Below are 21864 nucleotides of genomic sequence, written 5' to 3'. Positions count from 1 at the left end.
GGAATCATGCACATACACAATCTGGCGGGCGCCACCGACTCGGAGTCGTTGGCGCTGCAAGAAGCTGGCCGGCGCTCCATGGAAACGCTACTTAACTGTTATTGCCGTGAGGTGGCAGGCCCGGAGGGGCAGTTAAGCGTGGGGCCTTTATTCGGCCAAAATGATAGTCCAGCATCCGTGCGCCTGGCCTTGCAGCGCAGCGGCGGCCGTATCATGCACATTCGCTTGCCGCTTACGGACGAACGTCTGCTGACGGTAGTCGACGGCGCTTCCGCCACGGGCAATTACCGCTACCAATCGCCGTTCTATTGCAAATCCACGGGGAAACCCTGGGGCTTGCTCGACTGGCAGGCCCTGGCAGGGCTTTTGCTGCGCGAATTGTCCTTGAAGTACGAACTGCCTGCGAACGGCGAACTGATGCAACAGATTCACGACAGCGTTGCGGTCACCTCGGCTGTGCTGAGCGCATCCCGCCCCGGACGTTTTTCGCGGGAACCGTTACAGGCGTTCATCGAATCCGAACAGTCACTGGTTTTCGGCCATCCGTTCCACCCCGCCCCGAAAAGCCGCCAGGGCATATCCCATGAGGAGATGCAGCGCTATTCGCCGGAAATGGGGACGCGCTTTGCGCTGCATTTTTTCGCGGTGCGCCGCGAATACGTGCTGCAACAATCAGTGCTCGCCGAGCCGTGCGATCGGATCGTCGCGGCGCAGGCGCCTGCCGGTCTTGCCGCAGACGAGGCGTTTTCCCTGATTCCGACGCATCCGTGGCAGGCACGCCATCTGCTCGGCCATCCAAGCGTCGCGGCGGCGATTCGAGGCGGCCGTATCCGCGATCTTGGGCAGCATGGCGAGCATTATTATCCGACCTCGTCGATCCGCACCCTGTTCCATCCGCAAAACCCGTATTTCTATAAGTGTTCGTTAAACGTCCGCATCACCAACTGCGTCCGTAAAAACGCGGTTTACGAACTCGAGGGCGCGCTGCAGGTAACCCGGATCATGCGTAGCTTGATGCCGCAGCTTCAACAGCAATTTCCGAGCCTTCGGGTCATGGAGGAGCCGGGGTTCATCTCGGTAGACTTGAAAACGGGCGAGATGCAGGCTGACAAAGAAGTGACCGAAGGCTTCGGCATGATCCTGCGGCGAGGCTTCGACGACGTGCTGCTTCCCGGCGTAACGCCGCTTTTGGCCGGCGCGCTGTTCGGCAACCACATCTACGGCGAAGCGCGCATCCGCGAGTTGCTGGCAGCCATGGGACAGCATGGCGGATTGCCGCTCGAAGAGACGGCCGAACAGTGGTTTTCGCATTACGTCGCCGAGCTCATGTACCCGGTGCTGTACTGCTATTTCGCGCACGGCGTCATCTTCGAGCCACACTTGCAGAACGTCGTGATCGGCGTGGCCGATGGTGGGCCGCGACAGGTATTCCTGCGCGATTTCGAGGGCGTCAAGCTGGTGCAAGAGCGCTACAGTGAAAAGCAACTGGAAGCCGTCAGCCCGCGCGCCCGCGAAGCGCTCTGGTACAGCAACGAACAGGGATGGAAACGGATCGCCTACTGCCTGTTTGTCAACAACTTCTGCGAGGCGATCAGCCAGATCGGTGCGGGTAAACCGGCATTGCAAAACCGCCTGTGGGCGGTGGTGCGGCACCATCTGCATGCCTACCAGAGTCATTACGGGGATGACGTCTCGGCACGGCGCATTAACGCCTTGCTTAGCGGCGAGCCGTTTCCAGGAAAAGCAAATCTGATCAACCGCTTCTTCAAGCGGCCGGATCGCGCTTCCGGGTATTTGCCTGTCAACAACCCGCTGGGTGCGCTGGGGGAGGACGGTACGTGGAGCTAAGATTAGCTGAAGTATTTGAAAGCATTCGGGCGGTGCAAGCCAAAGTCGATGAGCCGTTGTGCGCCTACGTGTATGACCTGGTGGCCTTGCGCCGACATGCGGCATATCTGGTCAGCACTTTGCCGGAGGGCTGCGAGCTGTTTTACGCGATTAAAGCCAATTCCGATCTGCCGATTTTGCAGGCACTGGCACCGCTCGTTGATGGTTTCGAGGTGTCGTCGGGCGGCGAACTGGCCTGGGTACGCGCACACTTTACCGATGTGCCGGTGATTTTTAGCGGTCCCGGCAAACTGGACCACGAACTCAGTGGAGCGATCGAGCAGAACGTCGATTGCCTGCATGTCGAAAGTCTTAACGAATTGCGGCGGTTGGCCGGGATTGTCAGCCAAACCGGCAAAGCGGCGGCGGTGTTGTTACGCATCAACCTGACCGTCGGCAACCTGGCTGAAACCGGCTTGATGATGGGCGGAAAACCCACGCCGTTCGGGATTCCTGTCCAGCAACTGCGCGAATGCCTGGAATGGCTGCGTGCGCATCCCGAAATCCGGCTGCGCGGTTTTCATTTTCACCTGTTATCGCATCAGCTTGACGCCCAGGCCCATCTGCAACTGGTGGCGGCGTATCTGACTCAGGTACGGCGGTGGTGCGACGAATATGAACTGGAAATCGATCATATCAATGTCGGCGGCGGCATCGGCATCAATTACCGGCAGCCCGAACAGCAGTTCGACTGGACGGCTTTCAGCGCCGGTTTGACGGCGTTGTTAAGAAATGACGGTTTGCCCGGGATCCGCGTGCGCTTCGAGTTAGGGCGTTATATCAGCGCGGCCTGCGGCTACTACGCGATGCAGGTCATCGACATCAAGCGCAGCTACGGCAAGACTTTTGTGATCGGCCGGGGCGGCTCGCATCACTTTCGCACGCCCTATGCGCAAGGCCACAGCCATCCGTTCCACGTGCTACCGATCGATGCGTGGCCGTATCCGTTTCCCCGTCCGGAAACTTCAAACGACAGGGTAAGCATAGTAGGGCAGTTATGCACGCCGAAAGACGTGCTGGCGTTCGACGCCCCGGTCGGAACGGTGCGCTGTAATGACTTGCTGGTGTTTCCTTATGCGGGCGCCTATGCCTGGCATATTTCGCATCACGACTTTTTGCGCCACCCGCACCCCGCGCAATGGTATTTATCCGTGGAATGACAATAGCATGCTGCAAACCAATCAACTTAAACGCGCGCTGGCCGAGGGAAAAACCGTATTCGGGCTGCTCAATTCGATTCCGTCGCCGTTACTGGTCGAAATGATCGGCTATGCCGGCTACGATTTCGTCATCCTGGATATGGAACACGTTTGCGTCAATCCGGAAACGCTCGAAAACATGGTACGGGCGGCCGAATACGCCGGGGTCACGCCGCTGGTGCGAGTGCCGAACGCTGCGCCCGAAGCCATCCTGCAGGCTCTGGATTGCGGCGCGCAGGGCATCGTCGTGCCGCACGTGCGCAACGCCGCGGAGGCCGCGCAGGCCGTTGCGGCGAGCCGCTACTCCCCGCTCGGGACGCGCGGCATCAGCGGCGGCCGCACCACGGGCTTCGGCACCCTCGACCTGCCGACCTATTTCGCGCGCGCCAATTCGGAAATCATGGTGGTGGCCATGATCGAAGACAGGGAAGGCGTCGACAACCTGGATGCCATCCTGTCTGTCGCAGGCATCGACATGGTGCTCGAAGGCGCAATCGACCTGTCGCAGTCCTGCGGCGTGCCGGGGCAAGCGCAGCACCCGATCGTGCAAGACGCCATCAAGAAGATTTCAGCACGCTGCCGGCGCCACAATATTCCATTTTGCGCCATCCCGCGAGCCCCCGACCAGGCGGCCGCCTGGAAGAAGCGCGAAGTGCAGGCGTATTTGCTGGGAGATGACCGGGGCGTGAGCTTCCGGGCGCTCAAGGCCCACCTCATGACGTTCAGGTAATGACGGCACACGAAGCGGAGCCGCCGCCGGAGATCATGCTGGGATATTTCGCCAAGTGAAGCCCGGGCATTGCGGTGCCCGCTCCCCGTTTGGCCACGATCGCGGGGCAACCGACGTGAATGGAACGCGGCACAAGTCCCCCGAGCGCATTGACCTAGATAATAGGAACTATTATTATTCGCATCGCCTCGATTGCCTGAGCTGAACTGTCCGGGCGCTTGAGACACCCTGCCAGCCACTGACCTCGTCCCACCGCGGGGATGGATCCCAGCCAGCGTTTTGCTTTTCGGCCGACTTCCATTTCCCAACGACAAAAAAGGTTAGATCCATGAAATTTTGTCTATCTGCGCTGGCAGGCGCGCTTTCGCTTGCGTTTTCGGTCCCGTCAGTAAACGCTCAGACGCCGCGGAACACCCAGGCGGCCGAGGAACTCGCCACCGTGACCGTCGCTTCGGAGTACTCGGGAAGCTTCAAGGCCGATACCGTCCAGATCGGCACTTTCCGCGAGGCCTCGCCGCTCGACGTACCGCAGACCAGCAACGTCGTCACACGCGAAGTGCTCGATGCGCAGGCGGCATCGACTCTTTTCGGCGCCTTGCGCAATACCGCCGGCGTCACGCGCTCGCAGCTGAACGGCTCCACCTACGACAACATCGCCATCCGCGGCATCCTGGTCGAGAACCGCGGCAATTACCGCCTCAACGGCTCATTGCCGATCATCAACCTGATCGACGTCCCGCTGGAAAACAAGGAGCGCGTCGAAGTGCTCAAGGGCGCGTCGTCGCTCTATTACGGCTTTGTGCCGCCCTCGGGCATCGTCAATCTGGTGGCCAAGCGCGCCGGCAAGGATCCGGTCTCCGATCTGACGGTATCGGCGAACCAGTACGGCAGCGCGAACGTGCACGCCGACGTGGCGCGCCGCTTCGGCAGCGCGCAGCAGTTCGGCGCCCGCGTCAATATGCTCGCCGGGCGCGAGGATATCGGCGTCGACAACTATTCCGGCGACCGCTCCCTCGGTGCGGTAGCCTTCGACTGGCAGGCCACCGACGCGCTTTCGTTCAAGCTCGACGTGGAACACTACCGCAAGGACGTCTCCGAGCAGGCTGCGATCAAGGTGATGGCCCCGAATGCTGACGGAACGATCACCCTGCCGAGCATCCCGGACGCCCGCACCAACCTCGCAGGCGAGTGGCAAAAGTACGACGCCGAGGCGACCAATGTGCTGTTCCGCACCGACTACGCGCTGGGCGACAACTGGGGATTGCTGCTGGAAGCCGGCCATGCCAAGACCACGCGTGACCGCCACTACTCCCAGTTCGAAAACTACAACCTCGCCACAGGCGCCGGCACGCTGAGGATATTCTTCAATCCGAACCAGGAATTCGAGAACAGCAACTACCGGACGGAAATCTTCGGTCACGTACCCGGCGACTGGGTCAGCCACGATGTGTCGTTCGGATATACGGCCAATCAGCGCGACCAGAATCCTCGCGCCGCAGGAACGGCCACCGTCGCCCAGAATCTCTACGATCCGGTGGACGTCCCTGAGCAGTCTGCGCCCTCGGCGCCCAACCACAACCCGTCCACCATCGAGGACAGCGGCTGGTATGTGTTCGACCGCATGTCCTTCGGCGAGAAATGGCAGCTCATGCTCGGCGCGCGCGGCAGCCGCTACGAAAGCGAAACCACCAGCATGCGCTACAAGGCGAACGACATCAATCCGGCCGTGTCGCTAGTGTACAAACCGGTCGCGGGCGTTTCCGTATATGGCAGCTATCTGGAAGGCCTCGAGGAAAGCGGCCAGGCGCCGGCGAACCGCGCGAACGCGGGCGAGCTGCTTCCGCCCGCGCTGTCGAAGCAAAAGGAAATCGGCGTCAAGGCCGAGGTGGCGAAAGGGGTTCTGCTGCAAGCGGCGTATTTCGACATCGAGCGCCCCTCGACCACGGTGGACGCGTCCAACCGCTTCGTCCTGAATGGCCTGGCGCAATACAAAGGGCTGGAGCTCGCCGCCAGCGGGGAAGTTACGCGGAACCTCGCACTTATCGCGTCCGCTCTCTTTCTCGACGCCAAGCAGCTGAACGCGGCCAACCCCGCGACCCTCGGCAAGGTGCCCGACAATACACCGGAACGCACGGCCAGCCTGTTCGCCGAATATCGATTGCCGAACGTGCCGGGGCTCGCGCTGAGCGGCGGGCTGTACTACGTCGACAAGCGGCCGGTGGACAACGAGAACCGGGCCTTCGTCGACGGCTACACCACGCTTTCCCTCGGCGCCCGTCACACCACGAAGCTCGGAGGAAAACGCACGACCTTCCAGGCGGTGCTCGACAACGTGACCAATGAAAACTACTGGGGCACAGCCGGCAACGGCTTGCTGGGCGTGGGCATGCCGCGCACGCTGAAGCTGACGGCCAAGGTCGAATTCTGAGCGCCGCGATTTAAGCAGCCAGGCGTGATTTGCCTCTCCCCGGCACCTGCTGGCGGCAGGCCGCGAAGCCTCCGCCAGACGCTGCGCCGGGTTGCCGGGACAGCTCGGTCTTTCGCTGCTCCAGCAAACATTGGAACTGACATCATGAAGCACACCCCTCCGTTGCCCGCGGGAAGCCGCGCCTTCGGGCGCCCGCTGCCATGACGGCGCGCAGATTCGTATTCAAGCTGCACCTCTATACCGGGCTGTTCGTCGGGCTGCTGCTGGTGCTGAGCGGCCTGAGCGGCAGCGTGCTGGTGTTTCGGGACGAGATAGAAGTATTTGCCTATCCGGAACTGCTCGTCACCGCGGCACAAGGCGAGCGTGTCGCTGTAGACGAGATGCTGCAGACGGTGCAGCGCGCATATCCGGAAGACAGGCCCTTTGCCATCCGCATGCCGCGCACGCCGCAGCAGACCTATCTGGTCAAGATGAACACTGCGCACGACTTGTTCGTCTACGTGGATCCCTACAGCGGCAGGATCCTTGGCGCACACCGGCAGGAAGATTCCGTGACCGGATGGATCTTGCTCCTGCACACCGAACTCTTGAGCGGCGAAGCCGGCGAAACGGCGCTCGGTATCGGCGGTTTGCTGCTGATCGGCCTGTGCGTGACGGGGCTCGTGCTGTGGTGGCCGCGAAACGGAAAGATTTCGCAGGGGTTCAAGGTCCAGTGGTCCGCCCGCTGGAAAAGGCTGAATTTCGATTTGCATCGCGTATCGGGCGTCTATGTGGCGCTGCTTCTTCTGATCACGGCGTTCACTGGCGTTTCATTGGTGTTCAACAAGACTGTTACCAAACTCATCGATGCCATAACCGCAAGCCCGCCGCGCGCTGCGCCGCCGCTACCCACCCCGCCTCGGGCAGGGACGCCGGCGCGTTCGCTCGATGCGCTGTTGCGTCAGGCCGACCGCGTCCTGCCCGCCGCGACCACATGGATCGGTCTTCCGCAGGCATCGCAGGCGCCCGTGGTGGTACGCAAGAAACTTCCGCAGGAATCCCATTCGAACGGGAGGAATTTCGTCTATCTCGATCAATATACGGGCCAGGTGTTACAGGTGGAACACGCCTTGACGGCACCCCTGGGCACGCGTATTTCCAACGCGCTTTACCCGATACATATCGGTGCAATAGCGGGAACGCCCACCCGCGTCCTGCAGATTGCGGTCGGTCTGGCGCCGACCCTCCTGTTTGTTACGGGCTTTGTGATGTGGAAAAGCCGCAGGAAAGGGAAACCTTGGCGTTCGCCCCGGCGCCCCCATTGACCTCGGTAATAAGAACCATTATTATTCGCATTGTTTTAGTTCGCCCAGACCTTGCTGCCTGGATGGTCTGAGACACCTTGCCAGCCACGGGCTTCGTAAACCTTCGATGCGTCCCCAGCCAGCGCTGTTTGATATTTGAACTGGACACGTCTGGGATGACCGCTTCGCTTTCCGCCACGTTTGCCTTGAAACCCGATCCTGCGGTTGAGCCGTCGCGCCCGGCATCGTCGATGTTCGCGCGCGCGCGCATTTCGCCCGCCTCGCTCATCGGGGTGACGTTCGCGCACGCCGGACTACTTGGCCTGCTGTTGCTCGCGCCCGACACGCCCGAACCGATCACGCCGCCGCGCCCGCTGATGGTGAGCCTGATCGAGACCCAAGTCGAAGAACCCCAGCCGCAACCCAAACCGGAACCCAAGCCGCAGCCGCCCAAACCGGTAGTCAAGCCGCTGCCGACGCCTGTATTGGCCGCCAAGCCGACGCCGGCCCCCATCCCGCAGCCCGTGATCGAAGCGCCCGAGCCGACACCGGCGCCCGAACCCGTGCCCGACGTGTTGCCGCCGCCCACGCCGGTGGCGGAAGCGCCCAAACCGGCGCCACCGCTTCCCCCAGCGCCCTCGCCGCCGCGCCCGGCGGATTACCTGAACAATCCCAAACCACCCTATCCGGCGCTGTCGAAACGCCTGGGCGAGGAAGGGACGGTTCGCCTCAACATTCTGGTCAACCTGGACGGCAGCGTGGCGCGGCTGGAACTGGCGAGAAGCAGCGGCTATCCGCGCCTCGACCGGTCCGCCATGGAAACCGTGCAGTCCAGCTGGAAATTCGAACCCGCCCGTCAGGGCGGCAGGCCGGTGGCCGCGTGGGTCATCGTGCCGATTCAGTTCACCCTCAGGAGTTAAGTCATGGAAACCGCCGCAACTCAAACCCAGCTGGGCTTTGCCCACTTTATCGCGCAGGCCGACGGCCTCGCGCACTTCCTGCTCGTCGTGCTGCTGGTGATGTCGGTCATTACCTGGACTCTCATCGTCAGCAAGAGCATCGCCAACTGGCGCATGAAGAAGCACGCCCAGGCTTTCCTTGCGCGCTTCTGGGACGCGCCCGGTCTCGCCTCGGTGGCCGAATACCTGCAGAACCACGGCGTCAACGATCCGTTCTCGCACCTTACCCACCACGGACTCAAGGCCGCCGAGCAATACCGCAACAAGACCGGGCAACGCCTGATCGAGTCGGGGTCGGAAGATGAATTTCTCACCCGTGCACTGCGCCGCGCGATCAACCAGGACACCGCGCGCCTCGAATACGGCCACACCATGCTGGCATCGATCGCGTCGTCCGCCCCCTTCGTCGGCCTGTTCGGCACGGTGTGGGGCATCTATCACGCGCTGGTCAACATCGGCATGAGCGGCTCGGGCAGTCTGGATCAAGTGGCCGGCCCGGTGGGCGAGGCGCTGATCATGACCGCGCTGGGTCTGGCCGTCGCCATCCCTGCCGTGCTCGCCTACAACTTCTTCAACCGCGCCAAGCGCCAGATGCTGTCCGAGGTCGACGGCTTTGCGCACGACCTGTTCGCCTTCATGTCCACCGGCGTGCGCAACAACACCCGTATCGAGAAGGACGCCGCGCAGGTTTACACCGCGCCCGTCGCAAGGAGCGCGTAATGGCCTTCGGCGGACTCACAAACGACAGCGGCGACGGCGACAATGCGGAAATCAACATGATTCCGCTGATCGACGTGATGCTGGTCCTGCTGGTGATTTTCATCATCACCGCGCCCATGATGACGCACGCGGTCAAGGTCGACCTGCCGGTCGCCGCAAGCCAGCCGAACGAGGTGAGGCCGGAGACGATCAACCTCTCGATCAAGGCCGACGGCTCGGTGTACTGGAACGCCGAAGCCGTCGACGCCGCCGCCTGGCAGGCACGCATGGACGCTGTCGCGCAGCAGATGCCGCAGCCGGAAATCCACCTCCGCGCCGACGGCGACCTCGCCTACAAGCACGTCGCGCGGATCATGGCCGACGCCGCGCGCGCCGGGTTGAGCAAGCTCGGATTCGTCACCGATCCGCGCGGCGCGCGATAACAAAGCCCCACCCGCACAATTTACCCACCAGCCAGCCAGCCGCATGCCTTGCGCCAGCCAGCCAATTTTTCTGACGCAAGGAGCCTTTACATGACCCGCAAGACCCCCAGGATCAAACCACTCTGCCTCGCTTTGGCCGTAGCGGCAGCCATCAGTTTTCCAGCCCATGCGCTTGCCGCTGAAATTGAGCTGCCGCGTATCAACGTGGTCGGCGAAGACGAGCAGGCCATCGCCAGGCAGCCTGGTTCGGTGGCCATCGTCACCCAGGAAGAACTGGAACTGACGCAGCCGCTGTCGGTCCAGGACGCGCTCAAGTCCGTCCCAGGCATTGTGGTTCGCGAGGAGGAAGGCTACGGCTTCATTCCGAACATCGGCATGCGCGGCCTCAACCCCAATCGCAGCCAGAAACTGCTGGTACTGGAAGACGGGGTGCCGATCGCGCCCGGCCTGTTCCTGGCTAACGAGTCCTATTACAGCCCGCGCATCGAGCGCATGCAAAGCATCGAAGTGCTGAAGGGCGCAGCCGGCCTGCGCTACGGCCCCACCACCATCGGCGGCGTCGTCAACTACAAGACCAAAGACCCCGAACAGGGCGCGAAAGTGACCGCCAAGGCGGGCTCGCACGGCTATCGCCTGATTGGCCTCGATGCCGGCGGAACCGCCCCTTCGGGCGAAGCCATCGGCGGCATCAGCCTGGTCAAGGCCAAGGGCGACGGTTTTCGCAACAACGCTTTCGACATGACCGATCTCATGCTCAAGGGCGGCATGGCCATCGGCGAAAAGCAATGGGTCGGCGTCAAGTTCGCCCGATACGACAACGAGATCAACACTTCCTATGTTGGCCTGCGTCCCAACGAATTCCGCAACGACCCGACCAAAAACCCGGCCCCCAACGACTATTTCCTGACCGACCGCAACGCGTTCGACGTCAACCACGAGTTCCAGATTAGTGACAGCATCAAGCTCAACACCCTCGTTTATTGGAGCAAGTTGACGCGCGATTACTGGCGCAGGGAGGTGCAAGGTCGCAGCGCCAATGGCACAACCTTCGTCCCCTGCGACGGCAGCGCCTACTGCATGAACGGCAACAATCGCGCCTTTGAAATGATGGGCTTGGACAGCCGCCTGCACATCAACTACGACGGCTTCGGCATCAAGAATGAAGCCGAAGTCGGCATCCGCCTGCACAGCGACAAGCTGAACAACACGAAGCTACGCTCCAGGACCGACCCCAACGCGCGTTCCGGCGACCTGACCACCGACGACACCCAGAAGGCGCGTGGCATCGCCTTCTACGGCCAGAACCGTTTTATCGTCAGCGACCGTTTCGCGATCACGCCGGGCCTGCGCATCGAGACCTACGACCAAAGCCGCAAAAATGAACTGACCGGTATTTCCGGCGAGTCGAGCACTACCGAGGTCATGCCCGGCCTCGGTGCAACCTGGCAGCTTGCACCGCAGGCGCAGCTTTTCGCCGGCGCGTTCAAGGGCTTCTCGCCCGCGATGGTCGCCACCGCGATCAGCGGTGGTGGCGTCGACCAGCAACTCGACGCCGAACGCTCGACCAACTTCGAAATCGGCGTGCGCGGCAAGGCACAGCGCCTAAGCTACGAAGCCACCGCCTTCCGCATGGATTTTTCCAACCAGATCGTGCCGCAGTCCGAATCGGGCGGCGTCGGCGCCACCGCAACCAACGCCGGCGCAACTCTGAACCAGGGGCTGGAAGGCGCGATCGGCTACGACCTCGGCGCGGGCTGGGGGGTAGACACCAACGCAACCTGGGTGCCGACGGCCAAATACAACAGCACCAAGATCGTCGGCGGCATCGACCGCAACGGCAATCGCCTGCCCTACGCGCCTGAACTCACCGCGAATCTCTCCGTGAGCTACCGCGTCGGTGGGCTAAAAACCAGCCTCGGTGCCTATCACGTCTCCCGCCAGTTCGTCGATCCGGAAAATACCGTTGTCGAAAACGCGGATGGTCGCCGCGGTGTGATTCCGGCTTACACCACCTTCGACCTCAACGCGCACTACGCCGTCGACAAGCAACTCAGTGTGTTCGGCACGGTGCGCAATCTCGCCGACCGGAAATACATCGCCAGCCGCAATCCTGACGGCATTTTCCCAGGGGCAGAGCGTAATTTCGAACTGGGTGTGAATTATAAATTCTGACGCCGTGCTGAGAGACAAGGTGGCGCGGCGGCAACCCGCACCGCCGCCACCGCGCGAGAAGGAGCCGTCAGGGTTTCCTTTACAGGCCAGCCAGCCAACGGACGCCCCGCCCCATAGCCAGCCAAAACCAAAGATTTTTGGTCTATTGAATAAGGAGTCGTACATGCGTTTCCCCCCTCTTGCCTCCCTGGCGCTTGCTGCCAGTTTGTCCACTCCCGTCCTTGCCGTGGAATATCCCATCGGCGCGCCGCAGCAGCGCAGCGGCATGGAGATCGCCGCCGTTTATCTGCAACCGGTGGAAATGGAACCGGAGGGCATGATGCGCCCGGCCAAGGATTCCGATGTCCATCTGGAAGCCGACATTCATGCCTTGGCCAATAACCCCAATGGGTTCGACGAAGGCGCCTGGATGCCCTATCTGGGGATCAAATACGAAGTCACCAAGATCGGCAGCAACGACAAGATCAGCGGCAATTTCATGCCGATGGTCGCCAACGATGGCCCCCACTACGGCGACAACGTCAAGCTCAAGGGGCCGGGGAAATACCGCGTCAAATACACCATTTCGCCTCCCTCTGCGGATCCGCACACCCACTTCGGCCGCCATACCGACCGCCTGACCGGCGTGCGGCCGTGGTTCAAGCCCTTCGAGGTGGAATACGAATTCACCTATGTCGGCATCGGGAAAAAGGGCGGGTACTAGGATGGGGAAAGGCAAGGCAGCACGCTTCGGCCTGCTGGCGGCAGCCGTCGTCACTGCCTTCCCCGCGCTGGCGGCGGACGATGCCGACACCCACCGCCAGCTTCAGCGTCTCATGGAACGGGTGGAGCAGCTGGAAAAGCGCAATGCCGAGCTCGAACAGGCATTGCAGCCCCCTGCAACCGGTGCGAACAGCCAGATCGAGGCGCGCCTGAAGGCGCTGGAAGAGCGCAACACGCGCCTCAATTCCGCCCTGTCTACCGAGGACGTGAGCGAGAAGGGACCGGAACTGGCGGCGCGACTGAAGGCGGTGGAGTACCAGGCACTGGATATCCAGAAGCAGGCGAAGGTCATCGACTCCATCGAGGGATTTTCCGCCGGCGCGAACTTCACCACGGTCGCCCAGCGCGCGAGCGGCATCGATAACAGCGGTACCCAGCTCAATTACCGCGCGGACATCACGGTGACCACGCCGACCATCAAGACCGGCGACATCGAAAGCAAGCTGTTCGGCCATTTCCGGGTAGGCCAGGGCAAGGGACTCGGCGACAAGTTCACCTCCTTTGTCGGGCCCAACGCCACCTCGTTCCAGCTCGGCTCGGTGGTGGAGCCTGAGTCCAGCGCCATGATGCTGGCGCAGGCCTGGTACCAGGCGGACATCCCGCTGCCTTTCGGCGGCTTCCAACCCCATTCGCGGCAAACCCTCACCGTCAATTTCGGCAAGATGGATCCCTTCGCCTTCTTCGACCAGAACACGGCCGCCAACGACGAAACCCGCCAGTTCCTGGCCAGCCCGTTCGTGCACAACGCGTTGCTGGACAACCCGCTGGCGGCCAACATCGGCGCCGACGGATTCGGCTTCTCGCCGGGCATGCGCCTCTCCTACTTCAACTGGGGCGCAAAGCCCGAGACCTACCGCCTTTCCCTCGGCGTGTTCGGCGCGGGACGCAGCGCCAATTTCAGCGATTCCTTCAAGTCGCCGTTCGTCATCCTGCAGGCGGAAACCAGCCGGCGCTTCTTCGCCGGCCTCGAAGGCAACTACCGGCTTTACTTCTGGCGCAACGGCCAGGCGCCGACCTTCGTCACGGATGAAACCGCTTCCCATAACGGCATCGGATTCAGCTTCGACCAGCGCCTGGGCGATGGCATCACGCTGTTCGGACGCCTGGGCATGGGCGATGGCGAGCGCCTGCCCTTCGATCGTACCGCCAGTTTCGGCGCCGAGTTCAGCGGCAGCTATTGGGACCGCGGCGCCGACGCCGTCGGGCTTGCCATCGGCAGCAACCGTACCGGCAAGGATTTCCGCGCGCAGTCCGCGACCCTGGATGCGGACGCGGACGGCATACCCGACTATGGCTTTGCCGCCACGGGCTGGGAACAGGCGCTGGAGGCCTATTACCGTTTCCGCGTCCACGAGCGGTTCGAACTCACACCCGACTTCCAGTACATCCGCAATCCCGCGGGCAACCCGGGCGCACGGGCGGTGACGATTTTCGGCGTGCGGGCCAATTTGGCGTTCTGATGAGGAGACCGGCATGAATGAAAAGAAAACCGCCCCGGGCGTACCCGGCCTCCTGTCCTGGCTGCGCGGCCGTGCCGTCGGCATCCTTGCCCTGATGGCGGTGGCCTTCCTGTTCCTGCCTGCGAAAGCCGGCGCCGCCGAGTTGCTCACCTATACCGTGGTGGCCAAGGAAGGACGGTTCATCCCCAGCATGCTGAACGTGCCTGCCGGGGTGCGCTTCAAGATCGTGGTGCGCAATCAGGGGCACGACGCAATCGAGTTCGAAAGCCTGCAACTGCGGAAAGAGAAAGTGCTCGCGCCGGGCGCCGAATCGTTCATGGTGATCGCCCCGTTGAAGCCCGGCGAGTATGACTTTTTCGACGAATTCCATCCCGACACCGGACGAAGCCGCATCGTCGTGAAATAAAGGAGTGACACATGGGTAATGCCCTGTTCATCGTATGGCGCGAAACCATCGAGGCAATGCTGGTGATCGGCATTCTGCACGGATGGCTCGGTGCCCGCCCCGACGCCCGCGCCGGATTTCCCTGGCTGTGGGGCGGAATAGCGGCGGGCCTGGGGCTGGCCGTGTTCCTGGCCGTGATGATCATGGATATCCAGTCATGGGTTTCGGCGACCGCGCTGGAATGGTTTCAGGCCATCATGCCGCTCGCCGCCTGTGGCCTGATCTTCCAGATGGTCTGGTGGATGCGCCGCCACGGCGCCGGGTTGAAAACGGAACTGGAGGCAGGAATGGCCAGCGCCGCCGAACGGGCCAACTGGCTGGGCATTGCGCTACTGGCGATGGTGGCCGGGGGCGCGAAGGCGCGGAGGCGGTCGTGTTCCTCTACGGCGCGGTGAAGGGCAGCACGCATGCCGATATCGCCTTGGGCGGCGCGGCAGGCTTCCTGCTCGCTTTGACCGCCTACTGGCTGCTGTCCCGTAGCACCCGGTTTGTTTCATGGCGCGCCTTTTTCCGCGTCACGGAAGTGCTGCTCCTGCTTCTTGGCGGGGCGCTGCTGGTGGACGGCGCGGAAAAACTCGTCGGCCTGGAAACCCTGCCGCCGCTGGCCGATCCCCTATGGAACACGATGTCCCTGCTGGATGACAGCACGCGGACAGGCGGACTCGTGGCGGCCTTCACCGGTTACCGGGCTGCCCCCTCGGGCATGGCCTACGCGCTGCTGGCGGTCTACTGGGCGCTTGCCCTCGGGGTGCTGCTCAAGCTGAAGCCGATGAGACGAAAGGCATGAACGTGGTGACCGGGCAAATCCCTGCCGTCGGCCCCGGCCCGAGCCACCTTGCCCGCCTTGGGCTGGCCATGAGACGCTATCGTGGCGCCATCATCGCCATGCAATGGGGGATCGTGTTTGGCTACCTGGTACTGGTGGCCCTGCCGGCTTTTTTACCCCTGCCGCCGGACCAGGCCCATATCTGGAACAACCTGACCCGCTTCGCCCAGTTCGCGTTCTGGGGCATCTGGTGGCCCTTTGTCATTCTTTCCATGATGCTGCTTGGCCGCATGTGGTGCGGGGTGCTGTGCCCGGAGGGCGCGCTCACCGAATGGGTTTCCCGGTACGGCCTGGGGCGTGGCATCCCGCGCTGGATGAAGTGGGGGGGATGGCCGTTCGTGGCCTTCGTCATGACCACCGTATTCGGGCAGATGACCAGCGTTTACGAATACCCGAAGCCCGCCCTGCTCATCCTGGGCGGCTCGACCATCGCAGCCATCGCCGTGGGCCTTATTTGGGGCCGGGAAAAACGCGTCTGGTGCAGGCATCTTTGCCCCGTTTCCGGCGTGTTCGGCCTGCTGGCGAAGATCGCTCCTGTTCATTTCAAGGTCGATCAATCAGCCTGGGACGCGGCGCCTGGCGGCCATCGCACCAGCCGCCAGCATGTTGTCAACTGCGCGCCGTTGATCAACATCCGGCGCATGGAAAGCGCTTCGGCCTGCCACATGTGCGGCCGCTGCGCCGGGGAACGGGACGCAGTGCGGCTGGCACTGCGCTCACCGAATGCGGAAATCCTGAACGAGAACGGCACGCTGGAAGACAAAGCCGAAGACCTCACGCGCTGGCCTGCCCGCTTGCTGGTTTTCGGCATGCTGGGCGTGGCGCTCGGAGCGTTCCAGTGGAGCGCGTCACCCTGGTTTGTGGCCGCGAAGCAGGCTGCAGCCGAATGGCTGATAGATCACGAGATAGGGTGGCCGCTCAACGAGACAGGGCACTGGTGGCTGCTCACCTATTACCCGGAAGCAAACGACGTCTTCACCTGGCTGGACGGCGGCACGCTGCTCGCCTACATCGCCGCCGAAACGCTCGTCGTCGGCGGCTGGGTATGGGGCTGGCTCAGGCTGACCGCCGCGCTGACGAAATTACCCTGGCAGCGTCTTGCCCATGCCCTCATCCCTTTCGCCGGTATCAGCGTTTTCGTGGGACTGAGCCTGCTCACCACCTCTCAACTCGCTGGCGAAGGCGTGACGCTGCCCTGGATTCATGGTGTGCGCATGGCGCTGCTGGCACTCGCCGCGCTGTGGGGCGCGAGCCTGGCATGGCGTCTGGCGGAACGACACCGCGCCGCGGCAGCGTTGGGAACAGCGATGGCTACGGTTCTGCCGCTTGCCGCCTGGAGCACGCAGTTTTTTGTCTGGTGAGACCTGCACGGCGCGGCTTTTCAACCAACCTCCCCGCTTCTTCTCCGAGCTGGAAGTCGAACACAGCATCGCGGGCGAAGGCAAGAAGGGCGAGATCGAACTCGAACAGGCCTACGTCGAATACGCCGACCATCGCGCCAAGGCCGGCCTGTTCCTGATCCCGGTCGGCATCCTCAACGAGACGCACGAGACGCCGGCGTTCTACGGCGTCGAGCGCAACCCGGTCGAAAAGGACATCATTCCCGCCACCTGGTGGGCGGGCGGCGCGGCGCTCTCCGGGTAACTGGGTGGCGGGATTCGGCTACGATTTCGCCGTCCACGAGGGCCTCGCCACCACCGCGGCCAAGCGCTACAAGCCGGGACGGCCGCCAGAAAACCAGCGAGGCCAATGCCAGCGACCTCGCCTACACCGCCCGCCCGCCTGAAGTGGACCGGCCTGCCCGGCGTCGAACTCGGCGGCACCTTCCAGCACCAGAGCGACATCACCCAGGGGGCCGACGCCACGGCCGGCAGCGCCAAGCTGGTCGAACTGCACGGCATCGTGAACAAGGGCCCGTTCGGCCTCAAGGCGCTGTACGCGCAATGGACTCTGGATGGCAGCGGCCCGGCGGCGATTGGCGCCGACAGGCAGTTGGGCTGGTACGTCGAGCCCTCGTTCAAGCTGTCCGAGCAATGGGGCGTGTTCGCCCGCTACAACCTGTGGGACAACAAGGCGGACAACGCCGGCAGCGAGAAGAAGCAGATCGACGCCAGCGTGAACTGGTGGCCCCACCCCGTCGGGGTGGTCAAGACCGACTATCAGACGCAGGACAACGACGACGGCAAAAACCAGGACGGCTTCAACCTGGGCGTCGGCTATCAGTTCTGACGACAAATGAGTGCGGGGGAATGCTGCCCCCTGTGGGCAACATTCCCCCTGCAACAACATTATTGTTGACAATCATTCTCATTACGATAAAAATATGTTCATCAATGCAGCCGCCGGAGATTTCACATGTACGTCTGTCTTTGCCACAGTGTCACCGATACCGATATCCGGCGGCTGGTGCGTACCGAAGGCGTGTGCACCATGCGCGAATTGAGCCGGGAACTGGGCGTTGCCACCCAGTGCGGCAAATGCGGCCGCTGCGCCAGGGAAGTCCTGCGCGAAGCAGTGGACGAGGTGCGCAACGATGCCGTCTGCCCCGGACTCATGGCAGCCTGATCAGACCTTTTCCCATTCTTATTCACAATACGTGCCTTTGGCGCCACGGCAGCGCTTGCTTTGCGCGCCTCCATATCTAGAATGCCGGGTAAACCTGCACCGCCCTTTAGCCAACCAGCCACCGGCACGCTCGCGGGTATTCTCATAACGACCAGGAGAGCAGCATGAAAGGCGACAAGAAAGTCATCCAGTATCTGAACAAGGCCCTGACGGTGGAGCTCACGGCCATCAACCAGTATTTCCTGCACGCCCGCATGTACAAGAACTGGGGCCTGACTGCACTGGGCAAGCACGAATACGAGGAATCGATCGAGGAGATGCGCCACGCCGACAAGCTGATCGAGCGCATTCTTTTTCTGGAAGGCCTGCCCAACCTGCAGGACCTGAACAAGCTGATGATCGGCGAGAACGTGGTCGAATGCCTGGGCTGCGACCTCAAGCTGGAGCTCACCGGGCGCGCACTGTACGTCGAAGTCATCGCGCATTGCGAGGCGGTCAAGGATTATGTCTCGCGCGAAATCCTAACCGGCATCCAGTCCGACACCGAGGCGCACATCGACTACCTCGAAACCCAGCTTGACCTGGTCAAGCGCATGGGTGAGCAGAACTACATGCAGACCGCCGCCGGGCCGATCGAAAGCTGACCCGCGTCACGCGTACAATGAACGCCCCCGCTGTGGGGCGTTTTTATTGCTTCCGATGCACTTCGACCTCGACTGCCGCGCCTGCCCGCGCCTCGCCACCTTTCTGGACGAGGTGCGCGTCCGCCACCCCGACTATCACGCGCGCCCGGTGCCCGCCTTCGGCGATCCCGCGCCCGATCTGCTGATTGTCGGCCTCGCCCCCGGCATGCACGGCGCCAACCGCAGCGGGCGGCCCTTCACCGGCGATTACGCCGGCGTGCTGCTGTACCAGACCCTGCACCGCTTCGGTTACGCCAGCGCGCCGGAATCGATCTCGGCAGACGATGGCCTGACACTCACCGGCTGCCGCATCACCAACGCGGTGAAATGCCTGCCGCCCGCCAACAAGCCGGAACCGGGCGAAATCCGCGAATGCAACCGCTATCTGGCGGCCGAACTCGCGGCCCTGCCCGAGCACGCCAGCATCCTGGCATTGGGACAGATCGCGCATCAGGCTGTTCTGCGCGCGCAAGGTCTCAAGCTCAAGGACTACCCCTTCGGCCACGCCAGCGACTACCGCCTGCCCGACGGTCGACGGCTGGTCAGTAGCTACCACTGCTCCCGCTACAATACCCAGACGCGCCGCCTCACCCCCGACATGTTCGCGGCGGTATTCACCAGGATCCAAGCCGAGGACTGATCATGCCCGTCGTCACCATCAAGCTCGCCGGCACGCTCACCCGCGAACAGAAGCGGAAAGTCGCGGAGGAAATTACCGCCACGCTGGAGCGCCACGCGGGCAAGCCGGCGTCGTACACCCACATCGCGTTCGAGGAACTGCCGTACGAGAACTGGGCGATCGCCGGCAAGCTGCTCGACGAGAAATGATATTTTTCATCCGCAAAGAACGCGAAGGGTCGCGGGGTAAAACCTTGATGACTTTCTTCGTGTTTCTTCGCGTCCTTCGCGGACAAATCGGTTTTCAACCTTGAGCGTCGACAAGGAATTCCTCGCCTCGCTGCCCACCCTGCCCGGCGTCTACCGCATGATCGATGCGGCCGGCGCAGTGCTGTATATCGGCAAGGCGAAGGACCTGAAAAAGCGCGTCACCAGCTATTTCCAGAAAACCGACCAGAGTCCGCGCATCCGGTTGATGCTGAAGAGCGTCGACCACATCGACACCACGGTGACGCGCACCGAGGCGGAAGCGCTGCTGCTGGAGAACAACCTGATCAAGGGGCTGAAGCCGCGCTTCAACATCCTGTTCCGCGACGACAAGTCCTATCCCTATCTACTGCTGACCGGGCATCGCTTTCCGCGCCTGGCCTATTTCCGCGGCACGCCGAAAAAACACGACCAGACGTTCGGCCCCTACCCCAATTCGTATGCGGTGCGCGAGAGCATCCAGCTGCTGCAGAAGGTGTTCCAGCTGCGCACCTGCGAGGACACGGTGTTCGCCAACCGTTCGCGCCCCTGCCTGCTGCACCAGATCAAGCGCTGCAGCGCGCCCTGCGTCAAGCTCATCACGCCTGAAGCCTACGCGCGCGACGTCGGCGCGGCCGCGCAGTTGCTGCACGGCGAGGCCAGCGCGCTGACCGAACTGATCACCGAGCAGATGAACGCCGCCGCAAAAAATCTCAATTTCGAGACTGCCGCCCACCTGCGCGACCGCCTGCGCATGCTGGCGACGGTGCGCGAGAAGCAGTTCGTCGACACCACCGGCGGCGAGGCCGATGCCGACGTGGTGGCGGTGGCCGAGGCCGGCGGGGTGATCGCAGTCAACCTGACCATGATCCGCGGCGGCCGGCATCTCGGCGACCGCAGCTTCTTTCCGCAGCACGGCGAGGGCGCCACGCCGGCCGAAGCGCTGGAAGCCTTCATCGGCCAGCATTACCTCGAGCACCCGATTCCGGCGCGCATCCTGATCAGCGAGACGATCGAAACCGACGCGCTGGAAGCGCTGCTGACCGAACAGGCCGGCAAGAAAGTCACCCTGCTGCACCGCGTCACCGGCGAACGCAAAGTCTGGATTGGCATGGCGCAGGCCAACGCGCGCCTGTCCGCCGCGCGCCGCAGCGCCGACCGCGCCAACCAGTCGCAACGGCTGGCCGCGCTGCGCGACACGCTCGACCTGCCGACGCTCAACCGCATCGAATGCTTCGACATCTCGCACACCATGGGCGAAGCCACGGTGGCCTCGTGTGTCGTCTACGAAGGCGACGACCTGAAGAAATCCGATTACCGCCGCTACAACATCAGCGGCATCACCCCAGGCGACGACTACGCTGCGATGCGCGCCGCGCTCACCAAGCGCTTCCACAAGAGCATCGAGGAAAACGGCGTACTGCCCGATCTGTTGCTGATCGACGGCGGTAAGGGGCAGATTTCGAGCGCGGTCGAGGCAATGACCGAGCTTGGCCTCGGCGATGTGCTGCTGCTTGGCGTGGCCAAGGGCGAGGCGCGCAAGCCCGGCCTGGAAACCCTGATCTTCGCCGACGGCCGCGAACTGAAGCTCGCCAAGGACCACCCCGGCTTCCACCTGATCCAGCAGGTGCGCGACGAGGCGCACCGCTTTGCCATCACCGGCCACCGCGCCAAACGCGGCAAGGCGCGCGTGCAGTCGACCCTGGAAGACATCGCCGGAATCGGCCCCAAGCGCCGCAAACAGCTGCTGGAACACTTCGGTGGCCTGCAGGGCGTGCGTGACGCCGGCGTCGACGCACTTGCCACGGTGAACGGTATCAGCCGAGAATTGGCGGAAACCCTCTACAACGCCCTCCACTAATCGCCCGCCATTAATAATGCCCCTCAACCTCCCCAACCTGCTCACCTGGCTGCGCATCCTTTTCATTCCGCTGATGGTGGGGGTGTTCTACCTGCCCGACGACTGGGTCACGCCGCATGAAGCCAATCTGCTAGCCGCGGCATTTTTCGGGGTGGCAGCACTGACCGACTGGCTCGACGGCTATCTGGCGCGCGCGCTCGGCCAGACCTCGGCCTTCGGCGCCTTTCTCGACCCGGTGGCTGACAAACTGATGGTCGCCGCCGCGCTGATCGTGCTGATCGACCTCGGCCGCGTGGCACCACTCATCGCGCTCATCATCATCGGTCGCGAAATCACCATCTCGGCCTTGCGCGAATGGATGGCGATGGCCGGCAAATCTGCCAGCGTCACCGTATCCTTCGTCGGCAAGCTGAAAACCACGGCGCAGATGATCGCCATCGTGCTACTGCTGTATTTCGACCCGGTCGCTGGCCTGCCCATCGCAGACATCGGCACGCTGCTGATCTGGGTCGCCGCGCTGCTCACCCTGGTGTCGATGGCGTATTACCTTGTCATGGCAACACGCGCGCTGCAAAAAACTTCGTGAAAATTGTTGACA

The 21864-nt window shown here is 62.9% G+C and carries 23 protein-coding genes; all 23 read left to right on the top strand.

Going from position 1 to position 21864, the window contains the following annotated elements; translation table 11 throughout:
• Window positions 1–6 precede the first annotated feature (6 nt).
• On the top strand, window positions 7–1848 hold the full coding sequence (locus ABW22_RS14365; protein ID WP_059758198.1) for an IucA/IucC family protein: 1842 nt from the start codon (window positions 7–9) through the stop codon (window positions 1846–1848).
• A 68-nt stretch (window positions 1849–1916) separates the two neighbouring features.
• Window positions 1917–3047, top strand: a complete 1131-nt coding sequence (locus ABW22_RS14360) for a type III PLP-dependent enzyme (protein WP_237763361.1) — start codon at window positions 1917–1919, stop codon at window positions 3045–3047.
• 7 nt (window positions 3048–3054) lie between these two features.
• Window positions 3055–3816 carry an HpcH/HpaI aldolase family protein gene (locus ABW22_RS14355; RefSeq protein ID WP_059758192.1) on the top strand — a complete coding sequence of 254 codons (762 nt, stop codon included), beginning with the start codon at window positions 3055–3057 and terminating at the stop codon, window positions 3814–3816.
• A 328-nt stretch (window positions 3817–4144) separates the two neighbouring features.
• Entirely contained in the window at window positions 4145–6244 is a 2100-nt protein-coding gene (locus tag ABW22_RS14350; protein WP_059758189.1) for a TonB-dependent siderophore receptor, read from the top strand.
• Between the two features lie 200 nt (window positions 6245–6444).
• Window positions 6445–7548 (top strand): PepSY-associated TM helix domain-containing protein, encoded by a 1104-nt coding sequence (locus ABW22_RS14345; RefSeq protein WP_059758186.1) that lies wholly within the window; start codon window positions 6445–6447, stop codon window positions 7546–7548.
• A gap of 155 nt (window positions 7549–7703) precedes the next feature.
• On the top strand, window positions 7704–8447 hold the full coding sequence (locus ABW22_RS14340; RefSeq protein ID WP_082708898.1) for an energy transducer TonB: 744 nt from the start codon (window positions 7704–7706) through the stop codon (window positions 8445–8447).
• Between the two features lie 3 nt (window positions 8448–8450).
• Window positions 8451–9206 (top strand): MotA/TolQ/ExbB proton channel family protein, encoded by a 756-nt coding sequence (locus tag ABW22_RS14335; protein ID WP_059758184.1) that lies wholly within the window; start codon window positions 8451–8453, stop codon window positions 9204–9206.
• Window positions 9206–9628, top strand: coding sequence for an ExbD/TolR family protein (locus ABW22_RS14330; RefSeq protein WP_059758181.1), 423 nt, complete (start codon window positions 9206–9208; stop codon window positions 9626–9628). Before ABW22_RS14335 ends, ABW22_RS14330 begins: the two co-directional genes overlap by 1 nt.
• A gap of 90 nt (window positions 9629–9718) precedes the next feature.
• Window positions 9719–11800: a TonB-dependent receptor family protein gene (locus ABW22_RS14325; protein WP_082708896.1), complete on the top strand. Its 2082-nt coding sequence runs from the start codon at window positions 9719–9721 to the stop codon at window positions 11798–11800.
• Between the two features lie 163 nt (window positions 11801–11963).
• The gene (locus ABW22_RS14320) at window positions 11964–12503 is read left to right on the top strand and encodes an iron transporter (RefSeq protein WP_059758178.1); all 540 of its coding nucleotides are present in this window, start codon (window positions 11964–11966) and stop codon (window positions 12501–12503) included.
• 1 nt (window position 12504) lies between these two features.
• Window positions 12505–14022 (top strand): carbohydrate porin, encoded by a 1518-nt coding sequence (locus tag ABW22_RS14315; RefSeq protein ID WP_059758173.1) that lies wholly within the window; start codon window positions 12505–12507, stop codon window positions 14020–14022.
• Between the two features lie 13 nt (window positions 14023–14035).
• Entirely contained in the window at window positions 14036–14428 is a 393-nt protein-coding gene (locus ABW22_RS14310) for a cupredoxin domain-containing protein (protein WP_237763360.1), read from the top strand.
• A gap of 11 nt (window positions 14429–14439) precedes the next feature.
• The gene (locus tag ABW22_RS17865) at window positions 14440–14862 is read left to right on the top strand and encodes an FTR1 family protein (RefSeq protein WP_202813967.1); all 423 of its coding nucleotides are present in this window, start codon (window positions 14440–14442) and stop codon (window positions 14860–14862) included.
• Window positions 14841–15254, top strand: coding sequence for a hypothetical protein (locus ABW22_RS17860; protein WP_202813966.1), 414 nt, complete (start codon window positions 14841–14843; stop codon window positions 15252–15254). Before ABW22_RS17865 ends, ABW22_RS17860 begins: the two co-directional genes overlap by 22 nt.
• Complete coding sequence (locus tag ABW22_RS14300; RefSeq protein WP_059758171.1) at window positions 15251–16654, top strand: 4Fe-4S binding protein; 1404 nt, start codon at window positions 15251–15253, stop codon at window positions 16652–16654. The genes ABW22_RS17860 and ABW22_RS14300 overlap by 4 nt, the downstream gene beginning before the upstream one ends.
• Window positions 16644–16937, top strand: coding sequence for a hypothetical protein (locus ABW22_RS17770; RefSeq protein ID WP_059758168.1), 294 nt, complete (start codon window positions 16644–16646; stop codon window positions 16935–16937). The genes ABW22_RS14300 and ABW22_RS17770 overlap by 11 nt, the downstream gene beginning before the upstream one ends.
• Window positions 16938–17042: 105 nt before the next feature.
• Entirely contained in the window at window positions 17043–17522 is a 480-nt protein-coding gene (locus tag ABW22_RS17765) for a hypothetical protein (protein WP_059758164.1), read from the top strand.
• A 126-nt stretch (window positions 17523–17648) separates the two neighbouring features.
• On the top strand, window positions 17649–17858 hold the full coding sequence (locus tag ABW22_RS14285; RefSeq protein WP_059758162.1) for a bacterioferritin-associated ferredoxin: 210 nt from the start codon (window positions 17649–17651) through the stop codon (window positions 17856–17858).
• 164 nt (window positions 17859–18022) lie between these two features.
• Window positions 18023–18502, top strand: a complete 480-nt coding sequence (bfr, locus tag ABW22_RS14280; RefSeq protein ID WP_059758159.1) for a bacterioferritin — start codon at window positions 18023–18025, stop codon at window positions 18500–18502.
• 55 nt (window positions 18503–18557) lie between these two features.
• Window positions 18558–19181, top strand: coding sequence for a uracil-DNA glycosylase (locus tag ABW22_RS14275; RefSeq protein ID WP_059758156.1), 624 nt, complete (start codon window positions 18558–18560; stop codon window positions 19179–19181).
• 2 nt (window positions 19182–19183) lie between these two features.
• Window positions 19184–19369 (top strand): tautomerase family protein, encoded by a 186-nt coding sequence (locus tag ABW22_RS14270; RefSeq protein ID WP_059758155.1) that lies wholly within the window; start codon window positions 19184–19186, stop codon window positions 19367–19369.
• 100 nt (window positions 19370–19469) lie between these two features.
• Window positions 19470–21266 carry an excinuclease ABC subunit UvrC gene (gene uvrC, locus ABW22_RS14265; RefSeq protein ID WP_082708894.1) on the top strand — a complete coding sequence of 599 codons (1797 nt, stop codon included), beginning with the start codon at window positions 19470–19472 and terminating at the stop codon, window positions 21264–21266.
• 16 nt (window positions 21267–21282) lie between these two features.
• The gene (gene pgsA, locus ABW22_RS14260; protein ID WP_059758152.1) at window positions 21283–21852 is read left to right on the top strand and encodes a CDP-diacylglycerol--glycerol-3-phosphate 3-phosphatidyltransferase; all 570 of its coding nucleotides are present in this window, start codon (window positions 21283–21285) and stop codon (window positions 21850–21852) included.
• The last annotated feature ends 12 nt before the right edge of the window (window positions 21853–21864 follow it).

The organism is Thiobacillus denitrificans, from assembly GCF_001530125.1.
GTDB lineage: Bacteria > Pseudomonadota > Gammaproteobacteria > Burkholderiales > Thiobacillaceae > Thiobacillus > Thiobacillus denitrificans_C.
This window is presented reverse-complemented; position numbering and strand designations above follow the sequence as displayed.